At 63.6% G+C, this 17,491-nt stretch carries 9 protein-coding genes; 2 read left to right on the plus strand and 7 right to left on the minus strand.

Annotated elements, in window-relative coordinates; all coding sequences use genetic code 11:
• Window positions 1-12: 12 nt before the first annotated feature.
• Complete coding sequence (locus MTBLM5_RS06055) at window positions 13-408, plus strand: cupin domain-containing protein (protein ID WP_173974873.1); 396 nt, start codon at window positions 13-15, stop codon at window positions 406-408.
• 115 nt (window positions 409-523) lie between these two features.
• Window positions 524-1,003, plus strand: a complete 480-nt coding sequence (gene bfr / locus MTBLM5_RS06060) for a bacterioferritin (RefSeq protein ID WP_173974874.1) — start codon at window positions 524-526, stop codon at window positions 1,001-1,003.
• 58 nt (window positions 1,004-1,061) lie between these two features.
• Here bfr and MTBLM5_RS06065 read toward each other — a convergent pair whose 3' ends face one another.
• From MTBLM5_RS06065 to MTBLM5_RS06095, 7 genes are all read right to left on the minus strand, one after another.
• Window positions 1,062-2,207 (minus strand): two-component system response regulator, encoded by a 1,146-nt coding sequence (locus tag MTBLM5_RS06065; RefSeq protein ID WP_173974875.1) that lies wholly within the window; start codon window positions 2,205-2,207, stop codon window positions 1,062-1,064.
• Window positions 2,204-2,614, minus strand: a complete 411-nt coding sequence (locus MTBLM5_RS06070; protein ID WP_173974876.1) for a two-component system response regulator — start codon at window positions 2,612-2,614, stop codon at window positions 2,204-2,206. The genes MTBLM5_RS06065 and MTBLM5_RS06070 overlap by 4 nt, the downstream gene beginning before the upstream one ends.
• Window positions 2,611-7,647 (minus strand): response regulator, encoded by a 5,037-nt coding sequence (locus MTBLM5_RS06075; protein WP_173974877.1) that lies wholly within the window; start codon window positions 7,645-7,647, stop codon window positions 2,611-2,613. The genes MTBLM5_RS06070 and MTBLM5_RS06075 overlap by 4 nt, the downstream gene beginning before the upstream one ends.
• Window positions 7,648-7,692: 45 nt before the next feature.
• Complete coding sequence (locus tag MTBLM5_RS06080; protein ID WP_173974878.1) at window positions 7,693-9,471, minus strand: MCP four helix bundle domain-containing protein; 1,779 nt, start codon at window positions 9,469-9,471, stop codon at window positions 7,693-7,695.
• A 21-nt stretch (window positions 9,472-9,492) separates the two neighbouring features.
• The gene (locus MTBLM5_RS06085) at window positions 9,493-10,971 is read right to left on the minus strand and encodes a chemotaxis protein CheB (RefSeq protein WP_173974879.1); all 1,479 of its coding nucleotides are present in this window, start codon (window positions 10,969-10,971) and stop codon (window positions 9,493-9,495) included.
• Window positions 10,971-15,818 (minus strand): PAS domain S-box protein, encoded by a 4,848-nt coding sequence (locus MTBLM5_RS06090; protein WP_173974880.1) that lies wholly within the window; start codon window positions 15,816-15,818, stop codon window positions 10,971-10,973. The genes MTBLM5_RS06085 and MTBLM5_RS06090 overlap by 1 nt, the downstream gene beginning before the upstream one ends.
• Window positions 15,815-17,491: PocR ligand-binding domain-containing protein (locus MTBLM5_RS06095; RefSeq protein ID WP_173974881.1), on the minus strand; the 1,677-nt coding region annotated here is incomplete at its 5' end. The genes MTBLM5_RS06095 and MTBLM5_RS06090, both read right to left, overlap by 4 nt.

Below are 17,491 nucleotides of genomic sequence, written 5' to 3' on the forward strand. Positions count from 1 at the left end.
AAGGATGTTCGGATGAAAGGCTTTGTCGGCTGCATCGAGAAGATCACCAAGGAAAATGACGATTTCCGGCGGGTGCTCTATACCGGTCATAACCTGCAACTGGTGGTGATGACCATCCAACCCGGCGACGAGATCGGCGACGAGGTCCACGACGACCGCGACCAGTTCTTCCGGATCGAGGCCGGCGAAGGCGAAATCTGGATCGATGGGCTCTGCCACAAGGTCAAGGCCGAGGACGGCATCGTCGTCCCGCAGAACGCCCGCCACAACGTCATCAGCACCGGCACCGAGCCGTTGCGGCTTTACACCATCTACGGTCCGCCGGAACATATCGACGGCACCGTCCACAAGACCTGCGCCGAGGCCCAGGCCGCGCACGAGCATTTCGACGGCAAGACCACCGAATAGCCAGCTTCAAAGGGGCCGCCCCACCTGCCCCCTTGCGTTCGCCGTCCGGCGCCGATATATTGCAATTCATTCTCATTCGCATATTGAATTCTCGATATTCTCGACGGAGGCCGCCATGAAGGGCAGCAAGAAGGTTCTCGACATCCTGGCCAAGCTGCTGACGGCGGAGTTGACCGCCGCCGACCAGTATTTCGCCCATTCGCGCATGTTCCAGAATTGGGGCCTGACCAAGCTTTACGACCGCATCGCCCACGAGCGCGACGAGGAGCTTGAGCATGCCGACAAGATCATCCGGCGCATCTTGTTCCTGGAAGGCACCCCCGATGTCGGCAAGCACGGCACGCTGTCCATCGGCCAGGACGTGCCGGAGATCATCGCCGACGACCTGCGGATGGCCAAGGCCGAACACAAGGCGGTGGTCGCGGCCATCACCCTGGCCGAAGCCAAGGAGGATTTCATCACCCGCCACGAACTGGGCGAGATCCTGGAAGAGGTCGAGGATTATATCGACTGGCTGGAGACCCAGCAGGACCTGATCAAGTCCATGGGACTGCCCAACTATCTGCAGGCCGCCATGGGCGAAATCGCCGATTAAGGTCTGCCGCTGGACACGCGGGCCTTTCGACCTTGGATGACCGTCAGGCCCGCGTCGTTCAGCCTTCGGCTCCGGCCTGTTCGAGATATTGGCGCTTTTGCTCCATATCCCGGTCGGAATCGGAAAACTGATCCGCGATGGTCTTGAAATCGTCGGCCAGGGCCAGGAAGGCATCGACGATGTCGGGATCGAAGTGACTGCCCGAACCGTCGCTGATGATCGCCACGGCGCGATCATGCGGCATGCCTTCCTTGTAGACCCGCCGGCTGATCAGGGCGTCATAGACGTCGGCCACCGCCATCAGCCGGGCCGAAATCGGAATATCGTCACCCGACAGACCCAGCGGATAGCCGCTGCCATCCCACTTTTCCTGGTGGGAGTAGGCGATCTCCTTGGCCATCGACAGGAACTCGACCGGAGTGCCCAACGAGTGCTCGGCATGTTCGATGGCGTCGCGGCCCAAGGTGGTGTGGGTCTTCATGATCTCGAATTCGGCCGGTTCGAACCGACCGGGCTTCAGCAAGATACGGTCGGGAATGCCGACCTTGCCGATGTCGTGCAGCGGCGCCGATTTGAACAGCATGTCGATGGTGGAATCGTCCAGATAGCCCGAAAAACGGGGGTGGACCTTCAGCTTTTCCGACAGGACGCGAATGTAATGCTGGGTGCGGCGGATATGGTTGCCGGTATCGGAATCGCGGGTTTCGGCCAGGGACGCCATGGCCAGGATGGTGACGTCCTGAATGGCGGTGATCTCGCGGGTGCGGCGGGTCACCTCGGCCTCCAGATAGTCCGCCTTGTCGCGCAGGAAGTCGGCGCTGGCCTTCAGCTTCAATTGCGTCTCGACGCGGGCCAGGACGATCGGCGGGCTGATCGGCTTGGTGATGTAATCGACCGCGCCGAGTTTCAGGCCCAGTTCCTCGTCGGCGGTTTCGGCCTTGGCGGTCAGGAAGATCACCGGAATGTCGCGAGTGGCGCGGTCGGCCTTCAAACGCCGACAGACCTCGTAACCGTCCATCTCGGGCATCATGATGTCGAGCAAGATCAGGTCGGGGGGCGATTCCGACGCGGCGATCGCCAGCGCCTTGGCGCCGGAATTGGCGATCTTCACGCGATAGAGATCCTTGAGCAACGCCCCCATCAGCTTCAGATTGTCGGGGGTGTCGTCGACGACAAGGATATTCTGGCGGGCGTCATCGGTCATGGCAGGGTCACCTTCAGGGCGCGTTCGATGGACTTCTTGACGGCAGCGATGGATACGGGCTTGACCAAATAGCCCGCGACCTTGTGGTCCTTGGCGGTCAGCACCGCTTCTTCCCCCGAATCCGAGGTCAGCATCACCACCGGAATGCCGGCCACTTCCGGAATCGGAGCGGAATGCACCTTGGCGACATAGGCAAAGCCGTCATCGCCCGGCATGTGGATATCGCACAACACCAGGCTGGGGCGGACCCGCAGCGTTTCGGCCAAGCCGGCCTTGACGTCGCCGGCATCGTACAGATTCGACGGAGGAATGCCGATCTGCACCAGGATCTGACGAATGGTCAGCCGGATGAAGGGCTCATCGTCGATCAGCAGAATCTTGATTCGTCGAAGATCGGTATCACTCATGCGTCACCTTTATGGTCAACAACCGACGCCAGCGCGTCCTTCAGTTCGGTCACCGTGCTGGGCAGCAGCGGGACCAGCATCTCGACCGCCTCGGCGTTGCCGCCCTTGGCCGAGCTCTCGATATCGGCGGCCAGCCGTCCCAGCCGCACCGCGCCGGCAGTGTTGGCCGTGCCCTTCAGTCCGTGGGCCAACTCGGCCTTCGCCGGCAACCCGCCCTCGGCCTCGATGCGGGCGACCTTTCCGGCGGCATCGTCCAGGAAGGCGGCCAGAAGCGGCCCAAGCCGCGCCATATCCCATTTATAGATCGGCCCCATGCGGTCGAAGTCGAACACGTCGGGGTCGATCTCGGGCAGGTCCGGACGGTCGTTCGAGGCGGTTGGCCCGGGCAACAGCTTGATCGCCTTGTCGTAGTCGAAATCGTGCACCAATTTGGCGAAACGCGCGGCCTTCGCCCCCAGGACCTGGCGCAGCAGGTCCATATTGGCATCGACAATATCCTCGGCCTCGGAATCGCTCTCGGCCAGCAGCGTGCGCAGGCGCTCGATGATCGCGCCGCCATCCTCGCCCCCCGCCTCGACGTCCGTCGCGGCAGGCTTCGCCGCGATGGCCGGACCGCGCCATTTCAAAAGGGTCGCGAACATCGAATCGGGGTCGATGGGCTTGGCGATGTGGTCGTTCATCCCCGCGTCCAGGCACCGATCCTTATCGACCTGCATGGCATTGGCGGTCATGGCGATGATGGGCAGATGCGTCTGTCCCAGCTTGCGAATTTCGCGGGTGGCGGTAACGCCGTCCATCACCGGCATCTGCATATCCATCAAGATCAGGTCGTAGGAGCCGGCCTTGACCATATCGACCGCGATCTGGCCGTTATCGGCGATATCGACCTCAAGGCCGGCATCGCGCAGGATCTCGCTCGCCACTTCCTGGTTGAGGTCGTTGTCCTCGACCAGCAAGACCTTGGTGCCCCTCAGCGCCTCGAGATTCTGGCCGGCCGGCTCGGCGTTGTCGATGGTCTCGCCGCGGCGGTCGTCCGAGGCATAGACCCGCATGATGCTGTCGAACAAGGCGGCCTGGTTGACGGGCTTGATCAACACTTCACCGATATCGGCCGCCTGGGCGCCCTTCAGGACCTCTTCCCGGCCATAGGCGGTCACCATGATCAGATGCGGCGGATACAGAAGACGCAGGGAATGAATGGCCTCGGCGACCTCCAGCCCATCCATTCCGGGCATCTGCCAATCCAGGAACACCACCTCGTAGGGCTCGTCCACCATTGCTTCGCGAATGGCTTCGATGGCCGGCGGACCGGAATCGAACGAATCGACCTTGAAGGACATCGAGCTCAGCATATCGACCAGCACGGCGCGGGCGTTTTCGTTGTCATCGACCACCATCATGCGTCGGCCTTGCAACTCGGCCTCGGGCTGCATCCGCGCGCGCGGCTTGCCCTTGCCCAGCCTGGCGGTAAACCAGAAGGTCGAACCTTGGCCCGGCACGCTGTCGACGCCGACCTCGCCGCCCATCAAGTCGGCAAGCTTCTTCGATATCGCCAGGCCCAGACCGGTGCCGCCGAACTTGCGGGTGGTCGAGCTGTCGGCTTGCTGGAAGCTTTGGAACAGCCGGCCCTTTTGTTCCTCGGTCAGGCCGATGCCGGTATCCTTGACCTCGAAACGCAGCATGACCTGGTCGCCCAAATCCTCGAGCAGACGGACGCCGACGACGATTTCGCCTTCATCGGTGAACTTGACCGCGTTATTGGCGTAATTGATCAGCACCTGGCCCAGACGCAAGGAATCGCCCATCAGGTCCATCGGCACGCCGGGGCCGATGTCGAACAGCAATTCCAGCCCCTTGGTGGCGGCCTTGTCCGATATCAGGTTGGCGACATTGTCCAAGACCTTGTCGAGATGGACGTCCGAGACCTCGACCTCCAGCTTTCCGGCCTCGATCTTCGAGAAATCCAGGATGTCGTTGATGATGCCCAGAAGGTGCTGACCCGATTGCTGGATCTTCTTGACGTAATCGCGCTGGCGCGGCGTCAAATCGGTCTTCAGGGCCAGATGGGCCATGCCGATGATGGCGTTCATGGGCGTCCTGATCTCGTGGCTCATGTTGGCCAGGAAGTCGGACTTGGTCTTGGCGGCATCCTCGGCCACCTCCTTGGCGCGGGCCAGGGCTTCGGCGGCGGCGCGGGCCTGGGTGACGTCTTCCAGCATCCACACCGACCCACGGGACAGATCCGAAGGGTCGATGGCGCTGCCGCTGATGCGGCACCAGAAGCGCGAACCGTCCTTGCGGACGTAATTTTGTTCGCGCTGGTAGACCTCGGCCCGGCCCAGCGCCTCGTAGGCCCCCTCGATATCGGCGAAGCTTTCGTCGTCGGGGAACCAGATGCGGGTGGACCGGCCGATCTGCTCGCCGGATTCATAGCCGAACAGCTTGTCCAGGCGCGGATTGCCGCGCACGATGACCCGGTCCTTGAGGAAGGCGATGCCCACCGTCGCGGCTTCCAGGATGGCTTGCTGTTCGGCGCTGGCGACGCGCACGGCGTCTTCCGTCTTCTGCCTTTCGGTGATGTCGTACACCCAGGTCACCAGGCGGCGGCCATCGGCAAATTCCGTCCAGGCCGAGGTCAACAGCACGGTGATCAGCTGGCCGTCGTCGCGGATGAACCGGGTCTGGAAATCGCGGGTCGCCCCTTCGGCGCGCATCTGCTTCAGGAAGGTCTGGCGTTCGGCGGGGTCGTGCCACGACTTGGCGACATTGCGGGCCATCAGCTCATCGACCGTGGCGCCCAGCATTTCGGCCAGACGGCGATTGGCGAAAAGAACTTGGCCATCCTCGGTATTGATCGAGACGCCGGCCGGACTGTTTTCCAGGATGCGGCGCAAACGCTCGCCGCTTTCCTGCATCTCGTGTTCCAGGCGCTTACGTTCGGTAATGTCCTCGACGATCCAGATCGAGGCGCCTTCCATCCCTTCCAACTGGACGGCCTTGGCCGAAACCGCCGCAGTGAAGACATGCCCGTCGCCGCGCAGCAGGTCCCATTCCTGATGGACCCCTTCGCCGCCATTCAACCGGGATCCGATGGCATCGCTAAAGCCGTGGTGGCTTGCCTCGGAAGAGAACAGGCCGGCGACCTTGAACCCCTTCAGTGCGTCGAGCGAATGGTTCAACAGCTCGGCCATCGCCGGGTTGGCCCGCTGGATCGCCCCCGAGGCGATATACATGATGCCCATGGGGGCGTTGTTGAAAATGGCGTCCTGTTCGGCCAGCAACGACTGGATTCTGTCCTGCTGGACCGTGAGCTCGCGCGCTTGCTGTTGCGTGGCCTCCAGCAATTGGCGGGTCCGTTCGCTACGCGCCAGGATTTCCATGCGCATGGCCAGCACCGGCAGGACCGCATCCAGCACATCCCGATCGAGCGGATCGATGGGCTTGAGCATCGCCATCTCGACCACGCCCAGCAATTCGTCACCGCCGACGATGGGCAGCATCAAGATGGCGCGCGGAACCGCCTTGGCCAATCCGGTCTGGGCGCACAGGTAATCGGACGGCGGATCGGTCACCAAGATGACCCGGCGGGTGGCGGCGCACTCTCCGATCAGGCCGTCGCCGGGGGCGACGACGCGGCTGGAATGCACGGCGCCGGCACGGGCATAGCCGCCACAATAGACCAGATCGCCGGTGGCGCCGTCGGCTCGGAAGTAGCTGGCCACCCCCAGGTCCAGGATCGGCCCAAGGTTCGAGAAAAGTGCCCCGGCCAGGCGCTCGAAATCCTCGGCCGCCTGCAGGTCGGTGGATATCCGGGCGACCATGCCCGAGACATAGCTTTCACTGACCCGACCGCGCACCACGCCGACCAGACGCTTGAGCGCGGAGAACAACTCGCCCACCTCGTCATGCCGGTCGATGGCCGGCAGGGTCACGTCGTCCGACCCAGCCGCCAGTTGCCCCAACGCCCGATGGACATGACTTAACGGACGGGACAGACGCTGGATGACCAGCAGGAAGCACAGCGCGATCGAAAACCCGACGATTGCGGCCAAGGCGATGCTGGTGACCAAAGACCCGGTGCTTTCGCGGTCCAGCGTGGCGATGCGGGTGGAAATGGCCTTCAAGGCCGCGCCCCGCAAGGCCAGGATGACGTTCATCTGCGGGACGTAGGCCTTGGCGAAATCGGCCGCGCTCATGCCATAGTCGCCGCTGGTGCGGCCGATATCCCGGATCTTGCGGACCAAAGGCAGGCCGGCGCCGACGAAATCGGCATCGATCACCCCCAAGGCCGTCTTCAGATCCTGGGGCGCCCCGGTCTTGTCGAAGGCCAGGCGCAATTGAGTATCAAGCGAGCCAATCGTCCCCAACAAGGTGTCGATCCGGGCCTGTTCGGCCTGGTTCAGCGGTCGGCGGCCGACAAAGGCGGCGGTGAAGACCGATCCCAGCTGGCCGGCATAATCACGCATCTCGGTCGACAGGCGGGCGATGGAAACGTAGTTGATCAATTGCGGATCGGCTTGGGCCAGATTGTTCTCGATGACGTTCAGGCCAGGAGCCAACAGCGGCAGCACGTCGATCATGGCGGTGACCGCCGCTGTCACCTCGGTATCGTTACGATTGGCGCGCGGCCTGCTCGCCAGATCGTCGATCATGCGCCGGGCCGTGACCAACTGCCGGCCCGAGGCGGCAAGGGAATTGGCGACGGCGCCGATCTCCTTCAACGGGGTTTTCGCCGAAACTTTCGCCTCGACCTCTTTCAGGGCCTGATCGGTGGCGGCGCGAGCGGCCTTCAACGCATCGATCCGCTCGGGCGGCAGCGGGACATCGCTGCCCAGCACCCCGTTGGCCGGGCCGCGTTCAGCCGATATCTTGGTCGCCGCGGCAAGCCCCAGTTCCATCAGGCGCTCGGCCGCCATGCCCGATCGGACACGCGACAGCATGTCCAATTGTGGTTCGATGACACGCCCGATAAGCATGACGTTGGCGAATATCACCAATCCCATGCCAAGGCTGACGACCGTCGATACACGCATTCGCTTTACTCGCTCCCCAATCGAGACGCCAAGGCCGCCATTTCTTTATGACACCGCTTGGACCCGAACAGAAACGCTGATGCACTTGCCACGGTTGCCGCAGGGCGGCAGCGTATTGAAGACCACCGTCATCGCGAACTCTTCCCCATCGCGGCGCAGCCCGAATATGTCGGCGCCGCCATCGATCACCCGGCTGGCATGATCGATCAAAACCTGTTCGGAAACCCCGCCCTGCCCGCCCCGCAGACGGGTGGGCACCAATTGGCTGAAAAGTGTGCCGATCAGTTCGCCGGCCCGATAGCCGAAAATCGCCTCGGCGCGGGGATTGGTCAGCAGGATGCGACCTTGGGCATCGGTGACCAGCATGCCGTCGGGCGCGGTCTCGATGATGCTGCGAAACCAGTTCTCGGTTTCCAGCAATTCGACCTGCTGGGCTTCCATCTCGACTTGCTGTTCCTCGAGCTGGGCGGCCTGCTTTTCCATTCGCTCGGCCTGTTCCTGGGTGGCGGCCAGCAATTCCTTGGTGCGCAGATTGCGGTCCAGGATTTCCATGCTGGCCGACAACGCCGGCAACAGCCCATCCATCACCGCCCGTTCGCGATCGGTGAAGGGCTGGAACGAGGCCAGTTCCAGGACCCCCAGGACGCGGTCGCCATGGATGATGGGCAACACGATGACACAGGCCGGCGGCCCCTCGCCCAGGCCCGAGCCGATCCGGATATAGTTCTGGGGCGCCGTCAGCATGATGGTCGAGCGTTCCAGCACGCATTGCCCGACCAGTCCCTCGCCGGCCAGGAAGCTGTTGGACAGATGCTTGCGCTCGCGATAGCCGTAGCTGGCCAGAAGATTGTAGCGCCCGTCGGCGTCGGCGACGTAGAAGGCGCCGTGCCCCGCTCCGATGACCGGGGCGGCCTTCGATACCGCCCTCTGGGTCAGGGCCGAGAAATCCTCGGCCTGTTGCAGGGCGGCGCTGATTTCGGCCACGTGCGACTTCACCCAATGCTGATCGTTGGCCTTGCGATAGATGTTTTGCAGCACGTCGATGGCCCGGGCCATCACCCCGATTTCGTTCGGATAATCCTTGTGCGGAATGGCCGCATCGACGTTGCCGGCCGCCAACGCCTCGACCGCCGCCCGAAGATGCTCGTTCGGCCGGCGAATGCTAAGGCCGATCACGATGCCCACCAGCACCGAAATGACGATCCCGACGGCCAGCAGAAGAACCGAGGCGAGTTTGACCCGGGACGACGCCAGCCGCGCCTGGTCGAGCGCATCATCGGCGCCTCGTTCCTTGAGCTCCACCAGGGCATGCAGTCCCTGGTCGGCCTTGGCGATGGCGGCACCGAACTCGGGACTGGTGATGTAGCGGGCTGCGGCCGAGGCGCGCATTTCCTCGCCCTGGATCAAGACGACGGCATGCTCGATCCCCTCGAGCGCCTTGTTCAGGTCGGCCTGAAAGGCGTTGAAGCGCTCGATCGCCTCGGGTCGATAGATGCGTTTGCGGGCTTCGGCCAGATCGACCAGCATGTTTTCCCGCGCCCGTTTGATCTGCGCCGCCGAGGCGTCGCGAACCACCTGATCCTGCGCGATCAACATGTGACGCATCGCCCGGCTCATGTAGATCAGGTTCAGGTTGGCGTCCTTGATGTGCGAAATCCCCAGAAGGTCGTTCTCGTACATCCGCTCCATCTCGGTTTCCATCGCCTGCAACCCGGCAAGCGCGTTCACCCCGATCACCAGGGCGACCACAATGCCCGTCGAGAAGCCGATCATCAGCTTGGTGGTGACGGTCAGGCGCTCGACCGAGAACAGCAATGCTTTCATGAACCGTCCTTTCCTGGGACTTCAGCGGCGACGGCGGTACAGCCGATGGAAATGGTCGATGGGTGCGAACAAGGAATTGCCGGCGAAACCAAGCGATTCCGACTGGCCGATGAACAGCAGACCCTGCGGCCGAAGCGACTGATGAAACAGTTTGAACAGGCCGTCCTGCAGATGGCTTTTCATGTAGATCAGCAGATTGCGGCAGCTGATCAAATCCAGGTCTGCCGGGGGCAGACCGCTCAGCACGTCACGCCGCTCGAAGGTGACACAGGCCTTGATGGCCGGATCGATCTCGTAATGCTGGCCGCGCGGGTGAAAATATCGCTCGAGCAGACCATCTTCGACCTCCTTGAAGGCGGTCTTGCGGTAAAGCCCCTCGCGGGCGGCGTCCAGGGCCTCGGGGTTCAGGTCGCTGGCAATGATGACGATGGGACGCCGCTCGCCGACGGTGCGCATCAGTTCGGTCAAAATGATCGCCAGGCTATAGGGTTCCTCGCCGGTGGCGCAGCCCGGCACCCACACGCGGATGGGGGCACCCGGGGGCTGGTCGATCAAGGTGTCGGCCAAGGCACCTTGCAGGACCTGGAACGATGGGCGATCGCGGAAGAACGACGACACCGACACCAGAAACAGATGCTGCAGAATGTGCAATTCTTCCGGGTTCTTGCGGATGAAGGCCTGGTAGGCGTCCGCCGACCCGATCCCCAGGGCGGACTTCCGTTTGTCCACGCGCCGCAGCAGGGTTTCTTCCTTGTAGCTGGAAAAATCGATGCCGGTGGCGTCGTGGATCTTGACGATCAGCGCCTGTAATTCCTGGTGTTCGGCCGCCGTCACCACCGGATCGGCCATCATCGTCTCGGCGGCGGAAAGGCCCGCCCTTGGCGACGGCGCCGGTCCCGGTTGCTTTCCGGGGAAACGTAACGCCAGATTTTCCCCGATCGCCTCGGCGGGCAGCACCTCGTCGATCAGCTTGGCGCGGATGGCCGCCTCGGGCATGCCGTCGAACTTCGCCTGCGACGGGGTTTGCGCCAGGGTCAGCCCGCCGGCGCCGCGGATCGCCCGACATCCCGATACGCCGTCCGATCCGGTTCCGGACAACAAGATGCCGATCGATGCCGGCCCCCAATTCTCGGCGATCGAGGAAAACAGGGCGTTGACCGACGGCGTGGACAGATGTTCCGGCGCCGGTTCGCACAGCCTGAGAGTGTCGCCCTTGACGTGGCCGTCCTTGCCGGCGGGAATGATCATGATCCGATCGGGCTCCAGCCGCCGTCCATGTTCGCCCAACACCACCGGCAGGGCCGATTCACGTTGAATCAGGCGCACCACCAGATCGCTGTGGCCGTCATCGGCCATATGCTGGGCGACGACATAGGCGACCCGCCCGGTCGGCCGCATCCGGGCGAACATCACCAGCATGGCCTCGAGACCGCCGGCCGAGGCGCCGATCCCGGCGACATGCGACGGAGCGTGTGCCGAAGGCTGGCTGGCGGCGCCCATCAGGTCAGGCCCGCCGCCGTCAGTTTGGCCAGGGCCTCGTCGAGGTCGCAATTCTCGATGGCAAGGGCCACCGGCTTCAAACTCTCGGCCAGGGGGCTGCCCGCGATCTTCGGCATCAGGGCCTCGAGGACGTCGCCGGCCTCGGAATCACTCTCGCGCAGCAGGGCCGCCAGTTTCTCCAGGGCCGTCTTGACCTCGCCGTCGGTGGCGCCGACCGTCTTTGCCGGGGCCGGGGCCGGGGCTGGCGCCGCGCCGCCGATCCGGCCCAGCACGGCGATCACCGGCGCCAGTTCCGCCAGGGTCTTGGCCAGAAGCGCGTCGATCTCGTGGTCGGGCTTGCCATCCTTGCAGGCATGCTCCAGATCGGCCGCCGTGCTTTGCACGCCCTTGGCGCCGATATTGCCGGCGGTGCCCTTCAGGGTATGGGCCGCCCGTGTCGCCGCGGTCGGATCGGAATCGGTCCGGGCATCGGCGAATATCTTTGCGAAATCAGCCTGGCCATCGCGGAATTTCGCCAACATGCGCAGGTACAGCGATTCCTTGTTGCCCATGGTCGCCATGCCGGCCTTGACGTCGATGCCGGGCAGATCGGGCAGCCCGCCGGTTCCGGCGGCCTGGTCCGGCCTGGCATCGGATCTGGCCGCCGTGCGGCTTGGTTTGATCCACTTGGCCATGGTGGCATACATGGTGTCCAGGTTCAGCGGCTTGGCGATATGATCGACCATGCCGGCCTCGACGACCTTTTCCTTGTCACCGGCCATGGCGTTGGCGGTCATGGCGACGACCGGAATGTGGCTCAGGCCGGGATTGGCCTGGATCAGGCGAGTGGCGTTATAGCCGTCCATCACCGGCATCTGGCAATCCATCAAGATGCCGTCGAAACCGGTATCGCGGGCCAGAATGTCCAGGGCTTCCTGGCCGTTGGCGGCCACCACCACCTCCATCTTCGCCATGGCCAGCAGTTCGGTGGCCAGTTCCTGGTTCATCTCGTTGTCTTCGGCCAACAGGACGCGCGCCCCTTCCAGGGCCTTCATCGCCGCCTGATAGCCGGCCGTCTTGTCCTGAGCCCCGGTTTCGACCACCGTCCCCTTCCCCAGGGTCTCGCCGATGGCCTCGAGAAGAGAAGCGCCGGTGACCGGCTTGGTCAGCACCGTTTTCAGGGCAATGCCCCGCTCGTGGGCGTCGGTCAGCGCTTCTTCGCGGCCATAGGCGGTGACCATGATCACCGCCGGAATGGCGCCGGAATGCTGGGCCTGCAATTGCTGGACGGCCTCGACGCCGTCCATGACCGGCATCCGCCAATCCATCAAGATCAAGTCATAGGGCAGATCGCGCTTTTTCGCCGCCGCCACCATTTCCAAGGCCTGGCGGCCATCCCAGGCCGCATCGACCTCGAGCCCGAACCCCTTGGCCATGGATGACAGGATTTCCCGGGCCGACGCATTGTCATCGACCACCAGGACCCGAAGACCCAACAATTCGTCGGGATGGAAGACCCGCCGCGGTGCCGGCTGGGCCTGCACGCCCAGGCGAACCTCGAAGTGGAAGGTCGAGCCCTTGCCGGCCTCGCTCTCGACCCAGATGCGCCCCGCCATCAGCTCGACCAGATTCTTCGAAATGGCCAGCCCCAGACCGGTGCCGCCATATTTGCGGGTCGTCGAGGAATCGGCCTGACTGAAGCTTTGGAACATCTTGCCGCATTGTTCCGGCGTCATGCCAATGCCGGAATCGTGGACCCAAAAATGCAGAACCACCTGATCGCCGGTCCGCCCCACCATTTCGGCGCCGACGATGATTTCGCCCTTGTCGGTGAATTTGACGGCGTTGTTGCCAAGGTTGATCAGCACTTGCCCCAGGCGCAACGGGTCGCCGATCAAGGCGGTCGGGATGTTGGGGGCGATGTTGAACAGCAGTTCCAGCCCCTTGTCCTCGGCCTTCAGGCCGACCAGGCTGGCAAGGTTGTCCATCACGTCTTCCAGATGGAAGTCGATGGATTCCATGCTCATCTTGCCGGCTTCGATCTTCGAGAAGTCAAGGATGTCGTTGATGATTCCCAGCAGGTTCTCGCCCGAGCGGTGAACCTTCTCGATATAATTGCGCTGCTTCTTGTCCAACTTGGTCTGCAAGGCCAGATGGCTCATGCCGATGATGGCATTCATCGGCGTGCGGATTTCGTGGCTCATATTGGCCAGGAAGTCGCTTTTCGCCTTGGTGGCTTCCTCGGCGATTTCCTTGGCCCTCAGGACTTCCTGCTCGGCCAGTTTCTGCTCGGTGACGTCCTGGTACGCGCCGTACATGAAAGCGATCTGGCCGGTGGCGTCGTCGCGGACCAGCTTGCCGGCGGCATGGACCCACACCACCTTGCCATCGACCGGGCGCTTGTAGGCATAGGTCGAATCATAGTGGTCATAGATGCCGTCGATGGCCCCCTGATAGCGTTCGGCGGTCAGACGCGCGGTTTCCGGATTGGCTTCCTGCAAGCGCGAGAACCACTCGTCCATCAGGTGATAGCGGCCATCGGGCTTCAGCGGCTCGCCCAGAATGGTCGCGGCGCGGTCGGACTGGTAGTAATAGTCCGGATCGCTGTAATCGACGTGCCAATAGCCGCTGCCGGTCAATTCCAGCGCGATATCCGACAAGAAATTGGCGCGTTTCATCTGTTCTTGCAGACGGTGCCGCTCGGTGATGTCGCGATAGACCACGACGCTGCCGACCAATTGGCCGTCCTTCACCACGGGGGTTGTCGAATATTCGACCGGCAGGGCGATGCCGTCCTTCCGCCACAGCACCTCGGTATCGATGGTCCTGGGCTGGCCATCGACCGACGTCCGGTACATCGAGCACTGCTCGCGCGGGAACTCTGATCCGTCGGGATAATATTGGTGGACCAGGGCGTGCATCGCCTTGCCCTGGAATTCCTCGAGTTCGTAGCCCAGCAGCCTGGGGGCGGCCGGATTGGCGAAGACGATGATGCCGTCATTGCTGAGACCGACGATGCCGTCTTGCACCGCCCCCAGGATCAGGCGGCTGCGTTCCTCCAGCGCCGCCATGCGGTCTTCGGCGACCTTGCGCGCGGTGATGTCGCGGATCGAGGCGCAGATGCACCTTCCCCGTCCACCGATGGCCGGCAGGCGAGACAGGCCGACTTCCACCGGAAACTCGCCGCCATCCTTGCGCAGGCCGCGCAGCTCGCGGTCACGCATCGGCATGCGCGAGACATTGTTGTCGTGAATGAAGTTGTCGCGCTGGGCGACATGGCCCGCCCGGGCCGATCCGGGGATCAGGGTCTCGATCAATTGCCCGTTCAACTCGCCCGGCTGATAGCCGAACATGGTCTCGACCTGCAGGTTGACCATGACGATGGTGCCGCCTTCGTCGATCACCAGCATGCCGTCGGGCGCCGATTCGATGATGCCGCGATACCAGGCCTCGGTGGCCTTGATCTCGGTCTGCTGGGCTTCCAGTTCGACCGATTGCTCCTCGAGCCTGGCCGCCTGCTTTTCCATGTTCTCGGACTGGCGCTGGGTTTCCTCCAGCAATTCCCGTGTCCTGATATTCCGCTCCAGGATTTCCATGGTCATCGCCAGAATCGGCATGACCCCTTCCAGCAGGGCTTCCTGATCCGGCCCGAAGGATTCGAAGGTCGCCAGTTCGACAACCCCCATCAATTCGTCGTTATGAAGGATCGGCAGCGCCATGATGGCGCGCGGAACCGCCTCGCCCAGCGCCGAGCCGATCATGACGTAATCCTCGGGCGGGTCGGTGATGATGATCGGCTGACGTTCCAGCGCGCACTGTCCGACCAGTCCCTGTCCCAGGGCGATGGTCGGGCGAAAGGTCTTGCGGGCCAGGAACGCATAGCTGCCGACCAGCCGCAGATGCCGCTCGGCCTGGTCAAAGGTGTAGAAGACGCCGTGCCCGATGTTCAAAAGCGGCGCCAGACGGGCCAGAAAATCCCTGGCCAGTTCGGTCAGGCTGGTCGCGGCCTGCAACTGCGATCCGATCGCCGCCTGATTGGTCTTGATCCAGCGCTGGGCCGCCAATTGGCGGGACTGGACCTGCAGCACCTGGATGGACCGGGCCAACCCGCCGATTTCATTGGGGTAATCGGCATGCGGCACCGTGACGTCCAGATGTCCGTCGGCCAACTGATCCACCGCCAGACGCAGGCTTTCGGACGGCCCGCGGATCGACAGGGCGATCAGGATTCCCAGACCGAGGGCGAGAACAAGTCCCCCCGCCAGGATGGCCAAGGCCAGGATCATCACGGCCTCGGAACTGGCACGGGCGTCGGCGGCGGCTCGCTGGGCCAGTGCTTCGGTGCCCTTGACGATGTCGGCCAGCGCGTCATTGGCGGCACGGCCAGCCTGCTGGAATTCCGGCGCCGCCAACAGCGCCAGCGAATCGGCCAGGTCGCCCCGGCGTTGCGCCGCCACCACGTGTTCGACCCGCCCCTTATATTGGCTCAGGGCGGCATCGAATTTGGCCAGCGCGTCCTTGTTGGCCTGAGGATCGAGGCGCTTGCGCGCCTGTTCCATCTCGCGGCGCAGGCTGTCCTCGGCGTCGGCCAGTTGACGATAGGCGACGTCGCGTTCGCCCGGGGCCTGGGGCAGTACCGCCTGGCGCAACGCCCGCCCCATGAAGGCGTATTGGACCCGCGCTTCCCGGAGGTGGGACAAGGTGGCGATTTCATGGACATAGAAGCGGTCGAAGGTCCGACTGATCTGGCTCATGCCATACAGCGAATAAAGATTGATCCCCACGGCGATGACGGTGATCGAGGACAGGCCCAGCAAAATCTTGCGCATCAAGGGCCACTTGGCGATCGCGGTAAGGACAGCCTTCATCGCCGCGGCTCCTCTTCACGACCGGACGTCATGGGGGCGGCCCTGGTCACGTCCTCGGCAAGGCTCATGGCGGCCAGCCGTTCTTGCCGCAACAAGACGGCCTGACGGGTCAGGGCTTGCTGCGCCGCATCGGCACGATGGCGCGCCAACGACATCGTCGAGATCATCCGCGCGAAACCGGCCAGGAAGCCCAGGATGGTGGGCAGGCGGGCTTCGTCCATGACCGGAGCGGACGTGACGGCCTGCAGGTAACTTTCCTCGTCATAGCCATAACGCTTGGCCTGGTCGCGGAAAAAGTCCATGTCCGGCACGCCGAGATGGAACTGACCGATGAAGACGTTGGCCACATGCTGCCCCTCGACGATGATCGGCGAGGCGCAGTCGGTCATGCCATTCTTGCAGCGGTACATGGTGAAGGCGTCGCCATCCTTCAGCTTGAGCGCCAGCTCGGTGTCGCTTTCGATGCACCGCGCGCACGATTCCGGGTTGACCCGATGGAAATCGGTGCAGGCCGGTTGCCACCGTGCCGAGGCCAAGACGACGCCTTGCAGATCGATGATGGCGGCCGCGACCCCGACCGCGTCGCAGAAGTTCGAAAACAGCTCCTGGAAGGCGCCCAGATCCACCAGATCGGCCAGTTGCAAGGGCCGGCCCGCAGTGACGGAGCCAACCTCGTAATCGGGGTGCTGCGTCATCTCGTGGTCGCCCACCGGCTCGACAAGGTCGGTGGCATAGGGCCCGGGCCGCCCCATGGCCTCGGCCAGGGCGTTGACCTCCTGCTTCAGTTCCAGGATGCGCATCTCGCGCCCGCGGGCAAGATGGGCGAAGCGCTCCGCATCGGCCAAACGGCTCAACTCGCGTTCGGCATCCTTCATCGGCGTGATATCGACGAACGTTCCGACCAGGCCGCCCGGCGAGCCATCAGGACGACGGAAACCCGACAGGAAATAAAGGGAATCGTGCGCCGAGCCATCGGCATGGGTGATGCGCAGCTCGCGCTGGGTGTGCCCGGCGGCGGCAATGACCGCCTCGCTCTCGGATTGGAAAACGTCGCGCTCGGCCGGGGACAGGAATTCCAGATCGATCAGCCGGCATCCCACCGCCACGGCCGGATCGGTTCCGAACGCGCGGGCATAGGCCCGGTTGATCCCCAGCATGCGGGCGTCGGCATCCAGGAAGAAGACCGGATAGGGGATGGAATCGATCAGAACCTGCTGGAAAGCCAATTGCTCGCTCTTGACCGTTTCCGCCGCCGACGCGGCCAGCAGGCGCTCCTCGGTGTGTTCGTGACGGCGCACCAGTTCCAGATTCAGAGCCAAGATCCCGACGAGTTCCTTGAATTGCTGCACCGTCTCGTCGTCGGGCGCACGAAGAAGGGCGACCTCGACCACCCCCAGAAGGGAATCGTTCAGCAGGATCGGAGCCAGGATCACCGCCCGGGGCTTGGCGTTGCCCAGTCCCGACTCGATCGACCACACACCGTCGGGCAGCGTGACGATGACCCTCATGGTGCCGGCGCGGGCGCACTCCCCCAGCAATCCTTCGCCCAGGGCGATCTCGGCTTGAACATCGTCGCCGACCCCATAGCCGGCCGCCAGGCGCAGGGCGTCGGTCTGGTCGTCGGCCAGGATGTAGACCAGACCCTGCAAGGTTCCGACCAGACGATGGGATTC

It is taken from the genome of Magnetospirillum sp. LM-5, from assembly GCF_902729445.1.
Taxonomy (GTDB): Bacteria; Pseudomonadota; Alphaproteobacteria; order Rhodospirillales; family Magnetospirillaceae; genus Magnetospirillum.

Excerpts from the sequence above, each read along its gene's own strand:
- MTBLM5_RS06055 (WP_173974873.1), top strand. The coding sequence starts at position 13 with ATGAAAGGCTTTGTCGGCTGCATCGAGAAGATCACCAAGGAAAATGAC.
- bfr (WP_173974874.1), top strand. The coding sequence starts at position 524 with ATGAAGGGCAGCAAGAAGGTTCTCGACATCCTGGCCAAGCTGCTGACG.
- MTBLM5_RS06065 (WP_173974875.1), bottom strand. The coding sequence starts at position 2,207 with ATGACCGATGACGCCCGCCAGAATATCCTTGTCGTCGACGACACCCCC.
- MTBLM5_RS06070 (WP_173974876.1), bottom strand. The coding sequence starts at position 2,614 with ATGAGTGATACCGATCTTCGACGAATCAAGATTCTGCTGATCGACGAT.
- MTBLM5_RS06075 (WP_173974877.1), bottom strand. The coding sequence starts at position 7,647 with ATGCGTGTATCGACGGTCGTCAGCCTTGGCATGGGATTGGTGATATTC.
- MTBLM5_RS06080 (WP_173974878.1), bottom strand. The coding sequence starts at position 9,471 with ATGAAAGCATTGCTGTTCTCGGTCGAGCGCCTGACCGTCACCACCAAG.
- MTBLM5_RS06085 (WP_173974879.1), bottom strand. The coding sequence starts at position 10,971 with ATGGGCGCCGCCAGCCAGCCTTCGGCACACGCTCCGTCGCATGTCGCC.
- MTBLM5_RS06090 (WP_173974880.1), bottom strand. The coding sequence starts at position 15,818 with ATGAAGGCTGTCCTTACCGCGATCGCCAAGTGGCCCTTGATGCGCAAG.